Annotated in this window: 14 protein-coding genes; 10 read left to right on the forward strand and 4 right to left on the reverse strand. The window is 75.1% G+C overall.

The window, feature by feature from the left end; all coding sequences use genetic code 11:
• Nucleotides 1-199: 199 nt before the first annotated feature.
• Genes IF88_RS0121940 through IF88_RS0121955 form a run of 4 tightly spaced genes read right to left on the reverse strand, consistent with a single transcriptional unit; the run spans nt 200 to nt 8122 of the window.
• Nucleotides 200-1942, reverse strand: coding sequence for an AMP-binding protein (locus IF88_RS0121940; RefSeq protein WP_078893042.1), 1743 nt, complete (start codon nt 1940-1942; stop codon nt 200-202).
• Nucleotides 1933-4245 carry an ATP-binding protein gene (locus IF88_RS0121945; RefSeq protein ID WP_030714979.1) on the reverse strand — a complete coding sequence of 771 codons (2313 nt, stop codon included), beginning with the start codon at nt 4243-4245 and terminating at the stop codon, nt 1933-1935. The genes IF88_RS0121940 and IF88_RS0121945 overlap by 10 nt, the downstream gene beginning before the upstream one ends.
• The gene (locus IF88_RS42265) at nt 4242-7112 is read right to left on the reverse strand and encodes an AfsR/SARP family transcriptional regulator (RefSeq protein WP_051837307.1); all 2871 of its coding nucleotides are present in this window, start codon (nt 7110-7112) and stop codon (nt 4242-4244) included. Before IF88_RS42265 ends, IF88_RS0121945 begins: the two co-directional genes overlap by 4 nt.
• Nucleotides 7113-7117: 5 nt before the next feature.
• On the reverse strand, nt 7118-8122 hold the full coding sequence (locus IF88_RS0121955; protein WP_030714993.1) for an AfsA-related hotdog domain-containing protein: 1005 nt from the start codon (nt 8120-8122) through the stop codon (nt 7118-7120).
• Nucleotides 8123-8379: 257 nt separating this feature from the next.
• On the opposite strand from IF88_RS0121955, the gene IF88_RS0121960 reads away from it, so the two are divergent.
• The 10 genes from IF88_RS0121960 to IF88_RS0122005 all read left to right on the forward strand — a co-directional run bounded on the left by IF88_RS0121960 (nt 8380) and on the right by IF88_RS0122005 (nt 19699).
• Entirely contained in the window at nt 8380-9831 is a 1452-nt protein-coding gene (locus tag IF88_RS0121960) for an MFS transporter (RefSeq protein WP_158754501.1), read from the forward strand.
• Between the two features lie 96 nt (nt 9832-9927).
• The gene (locus IF88_RS0121965; protein WP_030714999.1) at nt 9928-10878 is read left to right on the forward strand and encodes an AIR synthase-related protein; all 951 of its coding nucleotides are present in this window, start codon (nt 9928-9930) and stop codon (nt 10876-10878) included.
• Between the two features lie 159 nt (nt 10879-11037).
• Nucleotides 11038-11637: an acyltransferase gene (locus tag IF88_RS0121970; RefSeq protein ID WP_030715001.1), complete on the forward strand. Its 600-nt coding sequence runs from the start codon at nt 11038-11040 to the stop codon at nt 11635-11637.
• 407 nt (nt 11638-12044) lie between these two features.
• Nucleotides 12045-13214, forward strand: coding sequence for a hypothetical protein (locus IF88_RS0121975; RefSeq protein ID WP_030715004.1), 1170 nt, complete (start codon nt 12045-12047; stop codon nt 13212-13214).
• Nucleotides 13211-13981, forward strand: coding sequence for a WecB/TagA/CpsF family glycosyltransferase (locus tag IF88_RS0121980; protein WP_030715007.1), 771 nt, complete (start codon nt 13211-13213; stop codon nt 13979-13981). Before IF88_RS0121975 ends, IF88_RS0121980 begins: the two co-directional genes overlap by 4 nt.
• Complete coding sequence (locus IF88_RS0121985; protein ID WP_030715010.1) at nt 13981-15237, forward strand: nucleotide sugar dehydrogenase; 1257 nt, start codon at nt 13981-13983, stop codon at nt 15235-15237. The genes IF88_RS0121980 and IF88_RS0121985 overlap by 1 nt, the downstream gene beginning before the upstream one ends.
• A gap of 5 nt (nt 15238-15242) precedes the next feature.
• Nucleotides 15243-16385, forward strand: coding sequence for a non-hydrolyzing UDP-N-acetylglucosamine 2-epimerase (wecB, locus tag IF88_RS0121990; protein ID WP_030715013.1), 1143 nt, complete (start codon nt 15243-15245; stop codon nt 16383-16385).
• A gap of 22 nt (nt 16386-16407) precedes the next feature.
• Complete coding sequence (locus IF88_RS0121995) at nt 16408-17166, forward strand: chain length determinant protein (protein ID WP_199808110.1); 759 nt, start codon at nt 16408-16410, stop codon at nt 17164-17166.
• Entirely contained in the window at nt 17163-18620 is a 1458-nt protein-coding gene (locus IF88_RS0122000; RefSeq protein WP_234323639.1) for an oligosaccharide flippase family protein, read from the forward strand. The genes IF88_RS0121995 and IF88_RS0122000 overlap by 4 nt, the downstream gene beginning before the upstream one ends.
• Nucleotides 18617-19699, forward strand: a complete 1083-nt coding sequence (locus tag IF88_RS0122005) for a hypothetical protein (RefSeq protein WP_051837309.1) — start codon at nt 18617-18619, stop codon at nt 19697-19699. The genes IF88_RS0122000 and IF88_RS0122005 overlap by 4 nt, the downstream gene beginning before the upstream one ends.
• The last annotated feature ends 11 nt before the right edge of the window (nt 19700-19710 follow it).

Here is a 19710-nt window from a genome sequence, read left to right on the forward strand (position 1 = left end):
TCTCCGCCCCCCCGTCACGTTCGGCGCCCGAGGAGACGCCCCGGCGCCCGCCCGCCCCCGGCACAACCGGCCCCCACCCGACCCCGCACGAGCGGCGCAGCCAACCCGCGCAACCGGCCCCCGCCGACCCCGCCCGAGCGGCGCAGCCAAGCGGCCCGAGCGGCGCAGCCGACCGCAGCCGACCGCGGCCGACCCGGGGTCAGGACGGGGTGGGGCGGGGGGTGCCGGGGTGGAGGCGGGTCAGCCAGTTGCGGAGGGCGCCGCGCCGGACGCGGCCCCCCTCGTCGCGGGGCAGCGCGCCGACGATCTCCAACCGCGTCGGCAGGAAGGCCTCCGCGACGCCCAGCGCGACGAGGTGCACGCGCAGTTCGGCCGGCCCCGGCGGCCGGTCCAGGGCCGTCGGGACCACGACGGCGCAGGGCAGCTCCCCGTGCTCGGGATCGGTGTAGGCGACGACCGCCGCCTCCCGCACCCGGGGGTGCGCCAGCAGCCGCTCCTCCACCTCGGCGACCGGGACCATGAAGATGGCGCCGGTCCGCGTGCCGGCCCGGGCCAGGACCCGTATCCCGCCGTGCCGGTCGGCGGTCGCCAGGTCACCCGTGTCGAGCCAGCCGTCCCCCCGCTCCCAGGTGGCCACCGGCGCAGGGGCGCCGTGGCGCCAGGTGGCCAGGCAGACCGACGGGCCGCGCACCTCCAGCGGAGACATCGCGTCCGCGGCCGACACCTCCAGCCCCCGCAGCGGGTGGACGCCGTCTCCGCGGACGCCGTCACCGCCCTGCGGGGTGTCCACGGAGAGCGCGCCCATGCCGAGTTCCGGCGCCCCCCACACGGACAGCACGGGTACGCCGAACACCTCGCGGAGCTCGGCGGCGAGCGGCGCCGGGGTGCTGGTGCGGCCCCCCGACAGCACCAGCCGCAGCCGGTCCGTCTCCCGCGGGCGCCGGCGCTGCGCGGTGACCAGCTCGGAGAGGTAGGCCGGCTCCGCGTAGACCTGGTCGACCCCGGCCGTGGCCATCAGGTCCAGGCACCGGCCCGGATCCCACACGTCCTGGAAGACCCCCGTCCCGCCGACCGCCAGCGGCCAGCACACGGTGTAGAGCAGCGAGGCCAGCGAGGTGAGCGGCAGTGTGCTGAGGAAAACCTCGCCGGGCCGCCGCCCCGGGCCGTCGGGCCCGCTCTGGGCCGAGATGTTGGCGTACAGGGTGTTGGGGGAGTGCAGCACCGAGGTGTACGCGTCCCGCAGGCCCATGACGCTGATCAGCAGCGCGGGCCGGTCGGCCTGCCCGCCGCGCGGCCGGCTGCGCAGGCCCGCCTCGGTGCGCTCGTGGGCGGTGCGCCGGAAGTACGCGGCGAAATCGATCGCTCCGGTCGCCGCCGCGTCCCCCAGGACGACCCGGTGGCGCAGCCACGGCAGCCGCCCGGCGAGGTCCGCGAGGGCCTCGGCGTGCGCGAAGCCCTCCCAGACGTCCGGCACCACGCAGATCCGGGCCCGGGTGCCGTCCAGGATCCGGTGGAGCCCGTGGGCCCGTACCGTCGGCAGTACAGGAACGGCGACCGCGCCGACCCTCAGACAGGCGAGGGTGAGGGCCGCGGTCTCCCACCAGTTGGGCAGCTGGAAGGCGACCGGATCGCCGGGGGAGACCCCGAGCGAGGTCAGGGCGCCGGCGAACCGGTCGACGTACCGGGCGAGCTGGGCGTAGCTGAGGGTGACCCGGCGCAGGCCTTCGGGCCGGTGCGCGCGCTCCGAGATGATGGCGGGGCGCCCGGGCGCGCGGGCGGCCGTACGGTACAGGTCGTCGAGGAAGGTCTGCAGGCGCCACCAGCCGGCCCCCCGGAACCGGTCCGCGACCTCGGCGGGCGGGACCAGGTCCAGCGGCCGGGCCGGGGTGGGCCCGGGGCGCGTGCCCGCCGTGCCGTGCGCGGTGGAGCCGGTCAGGCCCATCGGCCCACCGCCCCGGCCACCTGCACGCGCGAACTGCACCCGAGGCGGCGCATCACGTGCCGGACGTGATTGACGACGGTCCACTCGGAGATGTCCAGCCTGGCGGCTATCTGACGGTTCGTCATGCCTTCGGAGACCAGCAGGGCCACCTGGACCTGCCGCGGGGTGAGCGACTGCGCCTCGGGGGCCGCCCCGCCCGCGGCGCGCCGCGAGGGCGCGGGCGCCGAAAGGGCCTCCGCCACCGCGGCGGGCACGGTCATCCGCACGCCCTCCGCCCAGGCCACGGCGAAGTCCGTCCAGCCGAGGCGCGCACTCAGCTCCGTACGGGCCCGCTCGGCCGCGGACCGCCACTCGTCCGGCACCTGCGCGCCCGTCTCGCCGCGCAGGGTGTCGGCCGCCGCCAGCAGCCGTACCGCACGCGGCTGCTGGGCGGGCGCGGTGCGGAGCAACAGCAGGGAGAACTCCTCCAGTACGCCCGGCAGTTCGGTCCGCTCGCCGAACGCCCCGTACAGCCGCAGGCTCTCCCGCAGCGCCCGGTCCGCCGCGTCCGACTCGTCGCCCTCCAGGGCGAGCGCGGCCGCGGTCCGCAGGGCGCCCGCGAGCCCCCGCCCGTCGCGGATCCGCCGGAACGTCTCCACGGACCGGTCCAGCAGCTCCCGCGCCCTGCGCCGGTCGCCCTCGGCGCGCAGGACGGCGGCGAGCGAGCCCGCCGCCTCGGCCGCGCCCCTAGTGACGCCCATCGACTCCAGCGCGGTGAGGGCGGTCACCAGGACCGCCCGCGCGCCCGCCGGATCGCCGGCCCGCAGCAGGGCCGCGCCGAGCCGGGCGGAGACGAGCGCGTTCTGCCGGCGGTCGCCGACGCCCTTGCCCAGGGCCAGCGCGTGCCGGTGGCGGCGGACGGCTTCCTGGGGATCGCCCAGGGCGAGCGCGAACACGCCGGACGTGTCGGCGAGCCGGGCCCGTACGGCCTCCGGCAGTGCCGGCCCGCCCGCCTCGGCGGTGTCGTCGCACCACTCCAGGCCCTCCCGCAGCCGCCCCTGCGCCAGCCACGGGAGGCGGCAGCCGAGCACCAGGGCGGCTGCCGTCTCGCTGTCGCCGCGCTCGCGCAGCCGCCGCAGGGCGCCGCTCACATTGGCGCCCTCGGCCGCCAGCTCCCGCAGCAACCGGTCCTGTCCGGTGCCCCGCAGTCCCGGCAGCGCGGCGGTGACCAGCAGCCGGTAGCGCTCCGCGTGCGCGTCGAGCGCCGCCTCCTCGCCGCCCGAATCCGCCAGCTCGGCGCGGCAGTGGGACCGTACGGGCTCGGGCACGGCCAGCCGCAGCTCCCCCTGCTCCTCGCCCACCACGGCGAGCAGCCCGCGGTCCAGCAGGGTCTCGACGGCCGCCTCGGCCGACAGCCCGGCCGCCGACAGGCCGAAGCCGGGCTCGTACACGGAGAGCCGGCCCAGCAGCGCGCGGGCGCCGTCGTCCAGGCCGCGGCAGCTCCACTCGGCGAGCGCGGCGAGCGAGCGGTGCCGTTCGGGCGCGTTCGCCGGGCCGCCGGACAGGACGGTAGTGCGGCCGCGCAGCCGCCCGGGCAGCAGGTGCGCGGGGAACAGCCGCAGCCGCCGCGCGGCGAGTTCGACGGCCAGCGGCAGGCCGTCCAGCAGCGTGCAGATCTCGGCGACGGCCCCGGCGTTCTCCAGGGTGAGGGCGAAGGAGGGGTCGGCCTCGCGGGCCCGGCGAACGAACAGCGCGACCGAGGCCGCCTCCTGCACCTCGTGCGGATCGGCGGCGCCGCCCACCGGTCCCCGCCGGGGCCCCGGCACGGGCAGCGGCGCCAGCGGCAGCAGCTGCTCCCCGTAGACCCCGAGCGGCTCCACGGCGGTGGCCAGCACCACCACCCGCGGATCGCCGGCGAGGGCCTCCACGGCCGCGGCGGCGGCCGGGCGCGCCTCGTGGTCGCAGCCGTCGAGCACGACCAGGATCCGGCCGGCCGGGCCGTGCGGGGCGGCCGAGCCGTGGGGGGCGGCCGGATCGTGCGGGCCTGACGGACCGTGCGGGCCTGACGGACCGTGCGGCTCCGGCAGGTCCGGGCGCGCGACCGCGGGGTCCGGGTGCTCCACGCGGGCGAACTCCCCGCCGATCTCCCGTACGACCTCCACGGCCAGCCGGCTCTTGCCCACACCGGCCCGCCCGGTCACCGTCACCAGCCGCACCGCCGGGTCCCGCAGCCGCTCCCGCAGCGCCGCGGCTTCGAGCTCACGGCCGACGAGCTCCGTCACCGGACCCAGCGGGTGCCTCACCGACTCCTGCCTCCCGCTCATGCGCCGACCCCGGCCGGATGGATCCGCCACAGCCCCGGACGGATCTCCACGGCACGCGTCGCCGCAGGACGGGAAGCGGAACCGGGACCCGAACCGGGACCGGAGTCCGCGCCCGGCCCGGACGGGGTGCTCAGCGCGCGCAGCGAGCGCAAGGCGTACACCTCCAGCCGGTGGTCGCGCAGCGCGCCCGCCAGCTCCAGGCACTCGCCGAACCAGGCCCGGGCGCCCTCCGGCCCGTCCTGCGCCAGCGCCAGCAGCGCCCGGGCGCGGCTCGCCTCGTACCGGCCCCGCGTGCGGCCGGGCTCCGACAGGGCGGCGAGAGCCGGCTCCAGCAGGGCGGCCGCCTCCGCCGACTCCCCGGCGTCCAGTCGCAGTTCGGCCAGTCCCACCAGGGCGCGCGCCGCCTCCTCCTCGTCGTCCGCCGCCCGGGCGAGGGCCAGCGCCCCGGAGAACAGCTCGTGGGCGCGCTCCACGCGCCGGAACTGCCAGGCGAGATCGCCGAGCGAGCGCAGCATCCGCGCCTGGGCCGAGCGGTCCGCGCACCGCTCGGCGGCGTCCAGGGCCAGCGTGTAGGCCGCCTCGCCCTCGTCCTGCACCCACGCGCCGGCCAGGGCGTCCGTCAGCCGCACCGTCAGCGCCCACAGCCCGGCCTCGTACGCGGTCCTGGCCAGGCGTACGAGCCCGCGCGCGCCGGAGTCCGGTGCGTGACCGGGCTCCGCGGCGGCGGCGACGTACGCCCGGCACACCCGCTCGGCCCCCGCACGCACCGCCCCGGGCGGCTCCTCCAGGGCCAGCCGTTCCACCGCCAGCAGCCGCAGCAGTTCCGGGAGGTGCCAGCCGTCCCGGTCCACCGCCACCAGCCGCTCGTCGGCCAGGGCCTCCAGAGCAGCCGAAGCCCGCGGCGCGGTCACGTCCAGCGCGGCGGCGGCCTGCACGGCGCCGAACCGGCCCGGCGGCAGCAGGGACAGCAGCCGGAAGGCCCGCCGCTGCTCGTCGGGGCACGCCGCGTACACCTCCAGCAGGCGGGCCCGTACGTCCACGTCGCCACTGCGCAGCGCGTCCAGGCGGCCGCTCTCGTCCCGCAGCCGTTCCGCCAGGGTGGCGGCCGACCAGTGCGGCCGGGCCGCGAGCTGCGCGGCGGCGGTCCGCACGGCGAGCGGCAGCCGTCCGCACAGTTCGGCGATCTCGGCGACCGTGCCCGGATCGGGGCCGGGGCCGGGATCGACGACGGGAGTGCCGCCGCGCGTCACCGCGCGGGTCCCGGCGCGGCCGGTGAACAGCCCGACGAGGCGCCTGGTCTCCTCGGGGCGCCATGGTCCGAGCACCATCGACCGCAGTCCGGGGAGCCCGGCGGGCACGCGGCGCGCGGTGAGCAGCACCACGGCGCCCCGCAGCGCGGGCAGCAGGGCCCGCACCTGGGTCTCGGAGGTGACCCCGTCCAGGACCAGCAGCACCCGGGGGGCCGCCGGGGGGCCGTCCGCCGGTCCGGCGGGCCCGCCGCTTCCGCGCAGCAGCCGGTCCAGGGCCTGCGCCCGCTCCGCCTGCGGCCCGTCCGCCGGCGCGTCGGTGGACTCCCGCAGGTCCACGAAGATCCGTCCTTCGGGGAAGGCGTCCGCCACTCGGTGCGCGGCCTCGACGGCGAGGGCCGTCTTGCCGGCGCCCGGCATGCCCGTCACGGCGACGCAGCCGCCCGCCGGGGCGCCGCGCAGCATCCGCTCCAGTGCGGTGAGTTCGTCGGCCCGGCCGGTGAAACAGGGGTCGGCGGCGGGCAGCGCGCCGAGCGCGGCGGACCAGCCGCCCGCGGCAGCCCCCGCGCCGGTACCCGACGCCTTCCCGCCGTACGCGACTTCGGCCCCGGCCCCGGCCCCGGCCCCGGCCGCCGCGCCGGCCGTGCCCGCGCCGTCGCGGTGCGCGGCCCGGCCCGGTCCGGCCGGCGCCACGCCGGCGCCCGCCTCCGTCCCGCCCGCCTCCGTCCCGCCCACGTCCGTCCCGGTCCCCGCGGGCCCGGTCCCGGTCCCGGCCCCGGGACCGGGCCCCGTCTTCGTCCCGGCCGCCGCCCTGGCCCGCGTCCCGGCGCCCGACCGCGACAGCGCGGGGTCGCCCTCCAGGATGCGCCGCTGGAGCCGGCTCGACCCCGGACCCGGCTCGATCCCGAGCTCCTCGACGAGGGTCTCGCGCAGCAGCGCGAACACCCGTAAGGCCTCGGCCTGCCGCCCGCACCGGTACAGCGCCACCATCAGATGGGTGTGGAACTCCTCGTGCATCCGGTGCTCGGCCACCAGCTCCTGGAGTTCGGCGACGAGTTCACGGTGCAGCCCCAGGTGGAGCTCGGCCCGGATGCGCTCGTCGAGCGCCGTCGTGCGCGCCTCCGCCAGGCGCACGGCCGTGCCCTCCAGGACGGGACCGTGCGGGGTGTCCGACAGCACCGGCCCCCGCCACAGTGCGAGCGCCCGCCGCTGCAGATCGGCCGCCGCGGCGAAGTCGGCCGTCTGCAAGGCCTGGTGGCCGCGCCGGGACAGCGCCTCGAAGGCCGCGCTGTCGACCGCGTCCGCGCCGACCCGCAGCAGATAGCCCGGACGGCGGGTGACCAGCGCCTCCCGGCCGTTCTCCGGATCGGCGCTCTGCAGGGTCTTGCGCAGGTGGGAGACGTACACCTGGAGCGTCGTCGTTGCGGTGCGCGGCGGCGCGTCCGGCCAGAGCTCGTCGATGAGGCTCTCCACCGACACGACCTCGTTGGCCCGGACCAGCAACGTGCCGAGGACGACCCGCAGTTTGGCGGCCTGCGGGGCGTACGAGGTCGCCTGGCCGGTGCCCGTGGGGCACGTACCGCCGGTGACCTCCAGCGGGCCCAGAATCCCGAAGCGCATGGTGCTCAGTAGTCCTGCACCACGGAGGTGCGGGCCTCGGCGACGGCCCGGCGGCGCTGCGTCAGCGTGAGCGTGACGGGAACGGTGGGCCGTCCCTCGTCGTCCCGCCCCAGCGGCCCGGCCACTGCCACGCAGCGCAGCGGCAGATCGCGCTCCGCCGGCCCGCGGAAGTGCACCTGGCAGGCGCCCAGCGTGCTGCGCGCGGGGTTGAGGCCGTGCGCGCGGCCCGAGGCGAGCAGCGAGGTCTGGCGCAGTGCCTCCATCAGGTGCAGACCGGAGTACTGGCCGTCCTCGCCGGTGAAGACGGGGCTGACCCGGGTGGAGAGCAGCCACGTGCTGAGCCGGCCGCGCGAGAGGTCGGTCGGCTCGCTGATCACGATGTTCTCGGGGGCGTAGCGGCCCGCCTCGGCGGAGTCGACCGGACGCAGCGGGCCGTCCGGGGCGTCGTCGAGCTCGGGCGCGGCCTGCAGGGCCTGCCGGGAGTGCTCCACGTGCTTGCGGTACAGCTTCGGCATGAGGAAGACCAGGCCGGCGGCGCCCGTCGCGCAGGGGCGGCCGTCGATGGTGACCTGGAGGTGGAAGTCGAGCCCGCGCGGCACCTCGGCCACCACGTTCGCCGGACGGGCCGTGATGTGGGTGGCCAGCGGGACGGGGCCGGCGGCGCCCGCGTCCGTGCGCCAGGCGGAGAGGTCGGTGAAGTCGAGGGCGAAGCGGTAGAAGAGGCCCGGCCGCTCGTCCGGCACGCCGAAGTAGCGGTGCCCGACGAACTCGCCGATCTCGCGCACCGTCTCGGTGGCGATCTGCAGGTCGTGGAAGTGCCCCGGGCCGTCGTTGAAGAGCGGGTGGGTGACGGGAGTCGCGCCGACGAGGGTGAAGTGCTCCTCACCCAGGCTGGGTGCGTCCAGGGCGTAGTACGCCCGGGTGGGCGGACGGTGGATCAGGTGCTGGGTGCCCGCGGTCGCGTGTCCATGGATGGTGGGGGGCGAGGTCGTGCCGTGGTCGACTGTCATGTCCCTCTCCTTCTCTGCCCGCCATGGTGGAGCGGTGGTGGACCGGGCGGCCACTCGGCGCCGGTGTCAGCAAGGTGCATGGCAGGAACTCGTCCCGCCCCGCACGCCCTCTGCGGGCCCCGGGCTTTAGTGACCTCCATGCGGCGGGACGCACTGTTCGTTCCGAGGCCCCGCCCCCCGGGACATCCCCCAGCCCTTCGGGCGGGGCCTTCGCACCGTCGCTCTCCCGCTCTCCCCGATCCCGGAAGGGACCCCCGATGGCCACCACGAGGTCCGCGCGCACCCCCCGCGCCGTACCGGACGCCGCGGAGCCGGCGGGAGCACCGGAGGCACCGACGGCGCCCGGCGCACCGGGACCGGCGGGAGCACCGGGCCCGTCCGCCCCCGCGGGACCGCCGCACCGGCCGCCGGCCGCCCTGCCCGCCCGGCTCCGGTTCGGCTACGCCTCCGGCTCCCTCGTCACCGGTACCTTCACCACCCTCCCGGGCCTGCTCCTGCTCCCGTACCTCACGGACACCCTGGGCGTGGGCGCCGCGTTGGCCGGCGCGATCGTCTTCGTCCCCAAGGCGTGGGACGCGCTGCTCAACCCGCTGGTCGGGCGGGCCAGCGACCGCACCCGTACCCGCTGGGGCGCCCGCCGCCCGTACGTCCTCGGCGGCGGCTTCGCGATGGCCCTGGCCTTCGCACTGACCTTCGCCGGCCCGCTGCCGGGCACCGCCGGCGCCTGGTTCACCGCGGCCGGCTACCTGCTCACCGCCACCGCTTTCGCCTTCTTCCAAGTGCCGTACGTCGCCATGCCCGCCGAGCTCGCCGACCGCGACCAGGACCGGATGCGGCTGGTCGGCGGGCGGGTCGCGGTCATCGGGGTGGCGGCCCTCGTCACCGGCGCCGCCGCACCCGCCCTCGTCGACGCCGGTGGCGGCGGCCTCGCCGGGCACCGCTGGGTCGGCCTGTTCGGCGCGGCGGTCATCGCCCTGGGCACGCTCTGGGTGTTCGCCGGCACCTCCGGCGCCGGCCGCGGCGCCCCCGTCCTGGAGAGCGAACCCAGCCTGCGCCGCCAGTTCGCCGCCGCCCGCGGCAACCCCGCCTTCACGGCGCTGCTGCGGTGCGCGGTCGTCCAGTCCGTCGCGACCGGGATCCTCCTCGCGGGCGCCCCGTACTTCGCCGACCACGTGCTGCACGACTCCGCCGGCGTCGGCCCCATGGTGGCCGCGTTCGTCGCTCCCAACCTGCTGACCCTCCCGCTCTGGTCACGGCTGCGCGGTCGCCGCGGACACGCCTTCGCCTCCGCCCTCTTCGCCACCGGCTGCCTGCTCTTCCTCGCGGCCCCGCTGCTGCCCCCGGCGGCGGTGCTCGTCACCATGGCGCTCGCGGGCACCGGCCACGCGGGCCAGCTGCTCTTCCTGTACGCGATGCTGCCGGACTGCATCGCCCGTGACTCCGCCCGCACCGAGCGCCGCCAGGCGGGCGTCCTGTCCGGCCTGTTCACCACGGGCGAGGGGCTGGGCGTCGCCCTCGGCCCCTTCCTCTACGGCCTCGTGCTCCAGTTCTCCGGCTACGTCCCCTCCGGCACCGGCCGCGCCGCCGAACAGAGCGCGACCGCCGAACTCGGCATGCTGGCAGGTTTCGCGCTGCTCCCGGCCCTGGCCACCGTGGCCGCCGTAGTCCTGCTGCGCGGCTACGGACGTCCGGGCCGCCGCCCCTACTGACCCCTCATCCGTCGCCGTACGGCCGAAACGGGTATGCGGGGCCCGGTGGGCGCAGGATGATGGGGCGATCATGACTCGCGGGCATCGGGGGATGGCGTGACGTACGCACAGGGGTGGGACGCGGCCCAGGTCGGTTTCGGTCCGGGGGCACGGGCCCTGATCGAGGAAGAGCTCCTGCCGGACCGGAGCGTCGTCGTCCGCACCGGTACGTACGTCGTCGACCCACCCTTCTTCGGCAACGGCGACATCGGCCGGGTGGCCGTCTGCGGCGCCGTCAACGAACTGGCCGTCACCGGCGCCGAACCCCGGCACATCGCCCTCGGCATCGTGCTGGAGGCCGGGCTCCCGCTGGAACTGGTGCGCAGGCTGACCGCCTCGGTACGCTCCGCCGCCGCCGAGGCCGGGGTCACGATCGCCGCCGTCGACACCCAGGTCGTCCGCGCCGGCGAGGCCGACCGGGTCTTCGTCACCGCTACCGCCTTCGGGGTGCTCGGCCCCGGCGCACCGGCCCTGGACCTCGACTCGGTCCGGCCGGGCGACCGCATCGTGGTGACCGGGCCGCTCGGCAGCCACGCCGCCCACCTGGTCTCCCTGCGCGACGGCCTCGGCTACGAGCACCACGTCCCCAGCGACTGCGCTCCCCTCGGCGGCATGCTGCGGGAGGTGGGCGCCGACCTCCACCACGCCCGCACCGTGGTCGCGGGAGGCCTCGCGGAGGTGCTGCGCCAGTGCGCCGCGGGCCGCGGCCTGACGCTGTGCGTCGACGAGGCCGCCCTGCCCGTACGGTACGAGGCCCGGGTGGCCCTCGGCGCCCGCGGCCTGGCCCCCCTGGACGCGGCCTGCGCGGGCTGCCTGTGCCTGTTCGTCCCGCCGGAGCACACCGGGCGGGTCCTGACGGCGCTGCGCGCCCACCCCCACGGCCGGCAGGCCGCCGTCGTCGGCGAGGTCACGGCCGACCCGATGGGCGACGTGGAGTTCCGGGCCCCCGACGGCCGCCTCCACACCCGCACCCTCCCGGCCGGCCCGGTCCCCGAGCGCCTCCTGTGAACCAGGGAGCGAAACCGGCCAAATCCTTGGCGGGGGCGGTGGGTTGATCCACACGTGGGGTGTCCCGTCGACGCATATGCTCGGCTCGTACGGACGTGCGTCCGCATGTCCGCATGTCCGCATGTCCGTATGTCTCGCGAACCGTAAGGGGACCGCGCCGTGAGCGTCCGCATCCAACCCTCCTCCCAGGTCGACGAGAGCGCCGAGCTCGGTGAGGGGACCACGATCTGGGATCTGGCGCAGATACGGGAGGAGGCCCGGCTCGGGCGCGGGTGCATCGTGGGGCGCGGGGCGTACGTCGGACCCGGCGTACGGATCGGGGACCACGTGAAGCTCCAGAACTACGCGCTCGTGTACGAGCCGGCCGAGCTCGGTGACGGGGTGTTCATCGGTCCGGCGGCCGTCCTCACCAACGACTTCTACCCGCGCGCCGTCGAACCCGACGGCCGGCTCAAGCGCGACGGCGACTGGGAGCCCGCCGGGGTCGTGGTCGCCGAGGGGGCCTCGCTGGGGGCCCGTTCGGTGTGCGTGGCCGGGGTGCGGGTCGGGCGCTGGGCGCTCGTGGCGGCCGGCGCGGTGGTGTCCAAGGACGTACCGGACTTCGCGCTCGTGGCGGGTGTGCCGGCGCGGCGAATCGGCTGGGTGGGCCGGGCGGGCGTCCGGCTGGTGGAGCGCGCGGACGAGCCCGGCGTATGGGAGTGCCCGCGCACCGGCGCGCTGCACGACGAGAAGGACGGCACGCTCCTGGAGCGAACCTGACGGAACGTCGGCAAACTGCGTCACCGGCATTTCCTCAAAACCGCAATCAACGAACATCCGTGGGCATACCTTGTCCCTGTATACGGGATCTGAGCACGCAACAGGCCGTGCTCAGTGGGGGGTTGTAACACGACGAGGGCATCGCCGGCAGTGTGACGGCGGGCGCGCACACCACGCGCCCACCCGCACTGCCGATCACGCATGCTCCAGTCCGGGGCATCGCTGGGGGGTCCAGACGCAGCCTTCGGACGGCTCGTGACGCCGGTGGGACGACACCGGCGGCACGGGCGTCGCCGTCACGCGCAATCCCCCTCCGAGGAACGATCAGAGGGGGTAGGTGTCTTGGTGCCGTACGGCTCGGACATACGGAGTGCGCTGAGCACCCGGGGCATCGGGGTGGGGACCCGATGACCAGCACACGATTAACAGCACTGGCCGGTGAGGACCTGCCGCTGCGCGCACTCGCCGAACGGCTGCTCGCGCTGGCCGAGGCGGGACTTCCCGCGATGTACCTGCCGGGCGCCGAGACCTTCGTGTTCACCAGGGCGGGAACGGTCTCGCCCGACGGCACCCGCCGCCTGGAGCAGCGGGGGACCAGCACCCGGTACGCGGCCATCACCGCGCTGGGCGCCCGGTTCCTGCCCGAGGACCGCCAGCGCGCCCTGTTCGGCGGGCGCTCCGCCGGGGAGTTCGCCGGCCTGCTCGTGGAGCGGCTGCCGGGGGTGGTGAACCTCGGCGACGCGGCACTCATCGCCTGGGCCGCCGCCGAGACCCGCCACCCGAAGCTGTCCGACGCCCTCGACCGGGTGGCGGTACTGGACGTGCCAGGGCGGCCGCAGTACACGGTCGAGGCGGCCTGGGTGCTCTCCGCCCTCGCCGCCGCGCGCGGCGCGGTGGACGTGGAGGCCCGCCTCGCGGCCGCCCGCACCCGCCTGCTGGCGGCCAGGACGGGCGACGGCCCGCTCTTCCCGCACGCCACCGGGCCGGGACTGGTCCCCGGATACCGCTCCCACGTGGCCTGCTTCGCCGACCAGACCTATCCGCTCCAGGCACTGGCCCGGCTGCACGCGAGCGGCGACGACCCGGAGGCCCTCGCGGCCGCCGACGCCTGCGCCGCCCGCATCTGCGCCCTGCAGGGCGACGGCGGACAGTGGTGGTGGCACTACGACGCCCGCCGCGGCGACGTGATCGAGGGCTACCCGGTCTACAGCGTGCACCAGCACGCCATGGCCCCGACCGCCCTGCTCGACCTGGCCGAGGCGGGCGGCACCGACTTCGGCGCGGCCGTCCGCAAGGGCCTGCGCTGGATGACCGACGTGCCCGAACTCGCCGGCCCCACCGGGAGCCCGCGGGAGCCGATGATCCGCGAGGACTACGGCGTCACCTGGCGCAAGGTCTACCGCGGGGACCCGAAGAAGGCCGTCCGCGCCGCCCGCGGGCTCACCACCCGGGTCGTGCCGGGCGCGCGCCTGGCCCCGCTGGACCGGATCTTCCGGCCCCTCGCGGTGGACCGCGAGTGCCGCCCGTACGAGTTCGGCTGGATGCTCTTCGCCTGGCTCGGGGGGCTGCCGAGATGACCCAGCGGCCCTTCCTCTTCGGGATCGCGCTCGATCCCCTGACCATGGACGAGACCGTGCAGCGCTGCCTCGACGCGGTGCGGCGCGGCGAACAGATCGAGATCGGCATGGTCAACGCCGCCAAGCTGGTCAACATGCGGCGCGACCCCCGTCTCGCCGCGGCGGTCGCCGGCTGCGACCTCGTCCTGGCCGACGGCCAGGCGGTGGTCTGGGCCGGCCGGGTCCTGGGCGTCCGGCTGCCCGAACGGGTCGCGGGCATCGACCTGTTCATGCGGCTGCTCGCCGCGGCCGAGGTGGCGGACATCCCCGTCTACCTGCTCGGCGCCGAACAGTCCGTGCTGGAGAAGATGCTCCGGCAGATCTCCGAACGCTTCCCGCGCCTGCGGGTGGCCGGGAGCCGCAACGGCTACTTCGACGACTCCGACCAGGAGCCGGTCGCCGACGCCGTCGCGGACAGCGGCGCCCGGATGCTGTTCCTCGGGATGACCTCGCCCAAGAAGGAGATCTTCACCGCGGGCTACGGCAAGCAGACCGGCGCCCACGTCGTCCACGGGGTCGGCGGCTCCTTCGACATCCTCGCCGGCATCACCAAGAGGGCCCCCCTGGTGTGGCAGCGGATGGGACTCGAATGGTTCTACCGCACCCTCCAGGAGCCGCGCCGTCTCGGCAAGCGCTACCTCACCACCAACGCTGCCTTCCTGGCCATGACGGTCCGGGAACTGATCCACCGCACACCGTCTGCCGGTTCCGCGAACAGGAGTCACTGATGCGCGTCGTCGTCGTGGGACAGGGATACGTCGGACTGCCGCTGGCCGTCCGGGCCGCCGAGGTCGGACACCAGGTGATCGGGTACGACGTGGACGCGCGGCGGGTCAAGAGCCTCGCCGCCGGCGAATCGTACGTGGAGGACGTCTCCTCCGAACGGCTGAACCGGGCGCTGGCCAACGGCACCTACCGCCCGAGCGAACTGGCCCGGGACTGCGGCGGCTTCGACGTCGCCGTGGTCACCGTGCCGACCCCCTTACAGGACGGCGCCCCCGACCTGCGCTACATCGAGGAGTCGGCCCACACCCTGGCCCGCTTCCTGCGCCCGGGCGCGACCGTCGTCCTGGAGTCCACCACCTACCCGGGCACCACCGAGGAGCTGTTCGCGCCGATCCTGGAGGACGGCTCCGGACTCACCGCGGGCGAGGACTTCCACCTCGGCTACAGCCCCGAGCGCATCGACCCGGGCAACACCGTCTGGGGCTTCCAGCAGACCCCCAAGGTGGTCTCCGGAGTCGACGCCCGTTCCCTCAAGGCCGTCGAGGCCTTCTACGGGGAACTCGTCGACACCACGGTCCCGGTCCGCTCGCCCAAGGAGGCAGAGCTGGCGAAACTGCTGGAGAACACCTTCCGGCACGTGAACATCGCGCTGGTCAACGAGATCGCGATGTTCGCCCGCCACCTCGACATCGACGTCTGGCAGGCCATCGAGGCGGCCTCCAGCAAGCCCTTCGGCTTCATGAAGTTCACCCCCGGCCCGGGCGTCGGCGGCCACTGCCTGCCGATCGACCCCTCCTACCTGAACTGGCGGGTGCAGCGCGAGCTCGGCCAGAACTTCCGCTTCGTCGAACTCGCCAACGACATCAACAACCACATGCCCGAGTACGTGACGCGCCGGGTGATCGACGCGCTCAACGCCAAACGCCGCTCGGTCAACGGCTCCAAGGTCCTGCTGCTGGGGCTCGCGTACAAGAAGAACACCGGCGACGCGCGGGAGTCGCCCGCCGTCCGCATCGCCCAGCTGCTCCTCGACATGGGGGCCAAGGTCCGCGCGGCCGACCCCCACGTGGTGGAGAGCATCAAGGTCGACGCCCGGCTCGTACGGGTCGAACCGACCCGCAAGGAGCTGGCCGCCGCCGACGTGGTCGTCCTGCTCACCGACCACGACTCCTTCGACTACGCGATGGTGACCGAGCACGCCTCCTTCGTCCTCGACTGCCGCAACCGGGTCTCCGGACCCACGGTGGAGGTGCTCTGAACCCCATGACCAGGATCGTCTGCGTGGCCGGGGCCCGGCCCAACTACATGAAGATCAAACCGGTGATGGACGCACTGGAGCGCCGCGGCGCCGAGGTGATCCTCGTCCACACCGGACAGCACTACGACGAGTCCATGAACGACGTGTTCTTCCGCGACCTCGGCATCCGCCCGCCCGACCGGTACCTGGGCGCCGGATCCGGCACCCACGCCCAGCAGACCGGGCGGGTGATGGCCGCCTTCGAGCCACTGCTCGACGAACTGGCCCCGGACGCGGTGGTGGTGGTCGGCGACATCAACTCCACCCTCGCCTGCGCCCTGGTCACCGCGAAGGCCGGCCCGCTGCTGGCCCACGTGGAGTCCGGGCTGCGCAGCCGGGACTGGAGCATGCCGGAGGAGGTCAACCGAGTCGCCACCGACCGGCTCAGCGACTACCTGCTGGCCCCCTCGCCCGATGCGGCGGCGAACCTGCGGGCGGAGGGCTACCGGGAGGACCAGATCCACGTCGTCGGCAACGTCATGATCGACACCCTCCTCGCCAATCTGGACCGGGCCCGGCAGTCGGACGTCCTGGACCGGTACGGACTCACCCGCGGCGGATACGGCCTGGTCACCCTGCACCGGCCGGCCAACGTCGACGACCCCGGCGCCCTGCGCGGCCTGCTCAAGGCCCTGGGCGAGATCGCCGACCGCTGCCCGCTGCTGCTGCCCGTGCACCCACGGGCCGCGGAGCGGCTGGCCGAACTGGGCGTGCCCGGCGGCATCCGGCTCGTACCGGCCGCCGGATACCTCGACTTCATCGCCCTGCAGGACTCCGCGCGCATGGTGCTCACCGACTCCGGCGGCGTCCAGGAGGAGACCACCGCCCTGGGCGTGCCCTGTGTGACCCTCCGGGAGAACACCGAGCGCCCCATCACCGTCGACGAGGGCACCAACGTGCTCGCGGGCACGGATCCGGAGCGCATCACGGCCACCGTGAACCGGGTGCTCGACCACCCGCCCGCCCCGCGCTGCCCCGCACTCTGGGACGGCCGGGCGAGCGAGCGCATCGCCGCGGTCCTGCTCGACGGCCCGCCCGCGCACACCCGGCCGCGCCCGACCGACCTCGTCCCGCGCGGCGCGGCCACCGATCGACAGCACGCGCTGTAAACGCAATGCGAAGGGGAAGACCATGGATCTCGCGGAGATCTGGCGGGTCATGCGCAGACGCTGGTACGTGCTGCTGCCCGGACTGCTGATCACGGCGGCGCTCACCGCCGCCGTGTACCTGCTGGTCCCGGTGGAGTACCGGTCGCAGAGCACGGTGACCCTGCTGAACTCGAAGAAGGCCACGGTGGCCTTCGACGGCAACCCCTTCCTGAGCACCCAGGCCTCGCTCACCGGGATGGCCGACGGCCTGGCCCGCAACCTCAACTCCGACGGCGCCAAGGCCGACCTCAAGGCCCTGGGCGTCACCGGAGTGCACGAAGCGAAGATCGCCGACAACGCGCTCGGCCCCTACATGTGGCTGAGCGTCGTCGGGACCGACCCGGCCGCCGTGCTGACGTCGGACGAGATCCTCACCACCTACGCGGAAAAGCGGCTGCTGGAGTTCCAGAGCCAGCAGTCGGTGGCACCCGACGCCATGATCCGGATGTCGACGATCGTGCCTCCCCAGAAGCCGGAGGCACAGACCAAGGCCAGGCTCCAGTTCCTGGTCATGGCGGGCGGGCTGGGCTTCGTACTCAGCCTGGTGGCCACCTTCTTCGTGGAGGCCCGCAAGCGGCAGCGGTCCTCGCCCGGCAGGCACCGGCCCGCCCCCGGCGAGGGCGGCGAGGCCGGCGGACCGGCCGCGGAGGACGCCGGTGACCCGACGGCCACCCTGCGCATGACCGTCGCCCACCCGGCCGGCTCCGGCGCGGCCGGCTCCCGTACGGGCGGATCGCCGTGACCGCCGCCGGAACCGACGCCGAGACCGCCCCGGCGGCGCCGTCGCTCGGGCGCAAGGTGGGCTCCGCCGCCCGGTGGAGCCTGATCAACACCGTGGTCATGCGCCTCGGCAACTTCGCGACCGGGATCATCCTGGCCCGCTTCTTCCTCGGGCCCGAGGCCTGGGGCGTGTACGGGATCGCGCAGACGGTGCTGCTGGTCCTGCTCTCCGCCAACGAACTCGGCGTCTCGCTCGCGATCGTCCGCTGGGAGGGCGACCCGCGCCGTTTCGCCCCGACCGTCCTCACCCTGAGCGCCCTGTCCAGCGGCCTGCTGTACGTGGTGCTGTTCGCGGTGGCCCCCGCGGTGGCCGGCGTACTCGGCTCGCCCGAGGCCTCCGGCGTCCTGCGGGTCATGTGCCTGTGCGTGGTCCTCGACGGCCTCTCCCAGGTGCCCGCCGGCTTCCTCACCCGGGAGTTCGCACAGGGCCGGCGGATGGCCGTCGACGGCCTCAACTTCGTCCTCAGCACCGCCGTGACCCTGCTGCTGGCCGTGGACGGCTGGGGCGCCATGAGCTTCGCCTGGGGCTCCGTCGTCGGCAACGTCGCCGCGCTCATCGGCTGCTGCCTCGCCGCGCCCGGCACCCTGAGGTTCGGCTGGGACCGGGAACAGGCGAAGGCACTGCTGCGGTTCGGGCTCCCGCTCGCCGGCGCCAGCATGCTCGCCCTCGGCGTGGTCAACGTGGACACCATGGTCGTCGGCTCCGCCCTGGACGCCCTGGCCCTGGGCTTCTACGTGCTCGCCTTCAACATCTCCGGCTGGCCCGTACGGATCATCTCCGAGGCGGCCCGCCGCGTCTCCTTCGCGGGCTTCTCCCGGCTGGCGGACTCCCCGCAGGCCCTGGCCGCCGGATTCGGCCGCGCCCTCGGCGTCGTGATGACGGGCACCGTCCCGCTCTGCGTCCTGCTCGCCGCCCTCGCCGGACCGCTCGTCGAGCTGATCTACGGCGCGCGCTGGCTGCCCGCCGCCCGCGCCCTGCCCTGGCTGATGGCGCTCGGTCTGGTCCGGATCGGCTGCGAGCTCGCCTACGACTGCCTGGTGGCCATCGGCCGGCGCCGCTCGCTCATCGGGGTCCAGGGACTGTGGCTCGTCCTCCTGCTCCCGGCCCTCGTGGTCGGCGCCCGCACCGGCGGGATCGTGGGGGTGGCCCAGGGACACGTCCTGGTCGCCGGGGCCGTCGTGGTTCCCGTCTTCCTCCTCGCCCTGCACCGCGGCGGCATCCGCCTGGGCACCGTCGCCCGCGCCTGCGCCTGGCCGTTCCTCGGCGGTGCGGTGATGACGGTGGTCGTCCTCGGCCTGGAGCGGTACCTCGGCGACGGGGTGCTCGCGCTCCTGGCGACCGGGACCGCCGGCACGCTCGTCTACGGCCTGTGCGTCCTGCCCAGCCGTTCGTTACTGCGGGGGCAAGCGGCGTGAGACGGCACCGAAGGCGTCTGGGAGCCTGGCTGCTCGCCGGGGTCGTGCTGGCCGTCGTACTGACCCTCTACCAGGCGGACCGCACCGGCGTGAGCGACCCCTCCGCCGCGCCGCCCGCCACACCGACCGCCGCACCCTCCGGTACGGCCGCCGCCGCGCCCACCGCCACGCCGAACCCCTCGGCCACACCCTCCCCGACGCCCCCACCGGGGACGGCCGAACCCTCGCCCTCCGGCTCCGGCGGCGCCGCTTCCTCCTCCTGCACCTCGCCCGGAGCCTGCGGATTCCCCGACGAGAACAGCACCGGCCCGCGGATCGCACTGGAGCGGCACGACACGGGCAACATGTCGGTCAAGAAGGACGGCACGGTCATCAAGGGCTGGGACATCCGCGGCTCGCTCGACGTCTACGCCAACGACGTCACCGTCATCGACAGCAGGATCACCTCCATCAACTGGTGGGGGATCAACCTGCGCCCCGGCTTCAGCGGACTGAAGGTCCTGCACACCACCATCACCGCCGTGCCGGGCAAGGGCCCCGACAACGGCGGGGTGAACTACGCCGTCTCCAACATGGGCGGCAGCTCCATCGAGGTCGGCTGGTGCGACATCTCGGTCTTCGGCAACGCCCTGTCCATGGGACAGGGGGACCTGCACGACAACTACGTGCACGACCTCGTCGCCTTCCGCAACCAGGGCGGCGAATGGCAGCACACCGACGCCGTCATCAGCGGCGGCGGCAACAAGGGCCGGCTGATCCTGCGCCACAACACCCTGCTGAACTCCACCCCGGTGGACCGGGGAGCCACCGCGGCCGTCGGCCTGTTCGCCGACACCGGGGTCGTCTCCTCCGTCGTCGTCGACGGCAACTGGCTGGCCGGGGGAGCGTACGCGCTCTACGGCGGCGGCCCGGGCGCCACCGGCATCCAGGTCACCGACAACGTCTTCTCCGCCCAGTACCACCCCGGAGCCGGAGCCTACGGCCCGGTCGCCGCCTGGAACGCGGGCGGCGCCGGGAACGTGTGGAAGGGCAACCGCATGTCCGACGGGCGGCCCGTCACCCCCGAACCACCCAGCTGAGGATTGAGAGT

It is taken from the genome of Streptomyces sp. NRRL F-2580, from assembly GCF_000720115.1.
GTDB lineage: Bacteria > Actinomycetota > Actinomycetes > Streptomycetales > Streptomycetaceae > Streptomyces.

What these genes read in the sequence shown, in the direction of transcription:
- IF88_RS0121975 (WP_030715004.1), top strand. Translation starts at nt 12,045, where the DNA reads ATGACCAGCACACGATTAACAGCACTGGCCGGTGAGGACCTGCCGCTG.
- IF88_RS0121960 (WP_158754501.1), top strand. Translation starts at nt 8,380, where the DNA reads ATGGCCACCACGAGGTCCGCGCGCACCCCCCGCGCCGTACCGGACGCC.
- IF88_RS0121940 (WP_078893042.1), bottom strand. Translation starts at nt 1,942, where the DNA reads ATGGGCCTGACCGGCTCCACCGCGCACGGCACGGCGGGCACGCGCCCC.
- IF88_RS0121945 (WP_030714979.1), bottom strand. Translation starts at nt 4,245, where the DNA reads ATGAGCGGGAGGCAGGAGTCGGTGAGGCACCCGCTGGGTCCGGTGACG.
- IF88_RS0121955 (WP_030714993.1), bottom strand. Translation starts at nt 8,122, where the DNA reads ATGACAGTCGACCACGGCACGACCTCGCCCCCCACCATCCATGGACAC.
- IF88_RS0121980 (WP_030715007.1), top strand. Translation starts at nt 13,211, where the DNA reads ATGACCCAGCGGCCCTTCCTCTTCGGGATCGCGCTCGATCCCCTGACC.
- IF88_RS0121985 (WP_030715010.1), top strand. Translation starts at nt 13,981, where the DNA reads ATGCGCGTCGTCGTCGTGGGACAGGGATACGTCGGACTGCCGCTGGCC.
- wecB (WP_030715013.1), top strand. Translation starts at nt 15,243, where the DNA reads ATGACCAGGATCGTCTGCGTGGCCGGGGCCCGGCCCAACTACATGAAG.
- IF88_RS42265 (WP_051837307.1), bottom strand. Translation starts at nt 7,112, where the DNA reads ATGCGCTTCGGGATTCTGGGCCCGCTGGAGGTCACCGGCGGTACGTGC.
- IF88_RS0121995 (WP_199808110.1), top strand. Translation starts at nt 16,408, where the DNA reads ATGGATCTCGCGGAGATCTGGCGGGTCATGCGCAGACGCTGGTACGTG.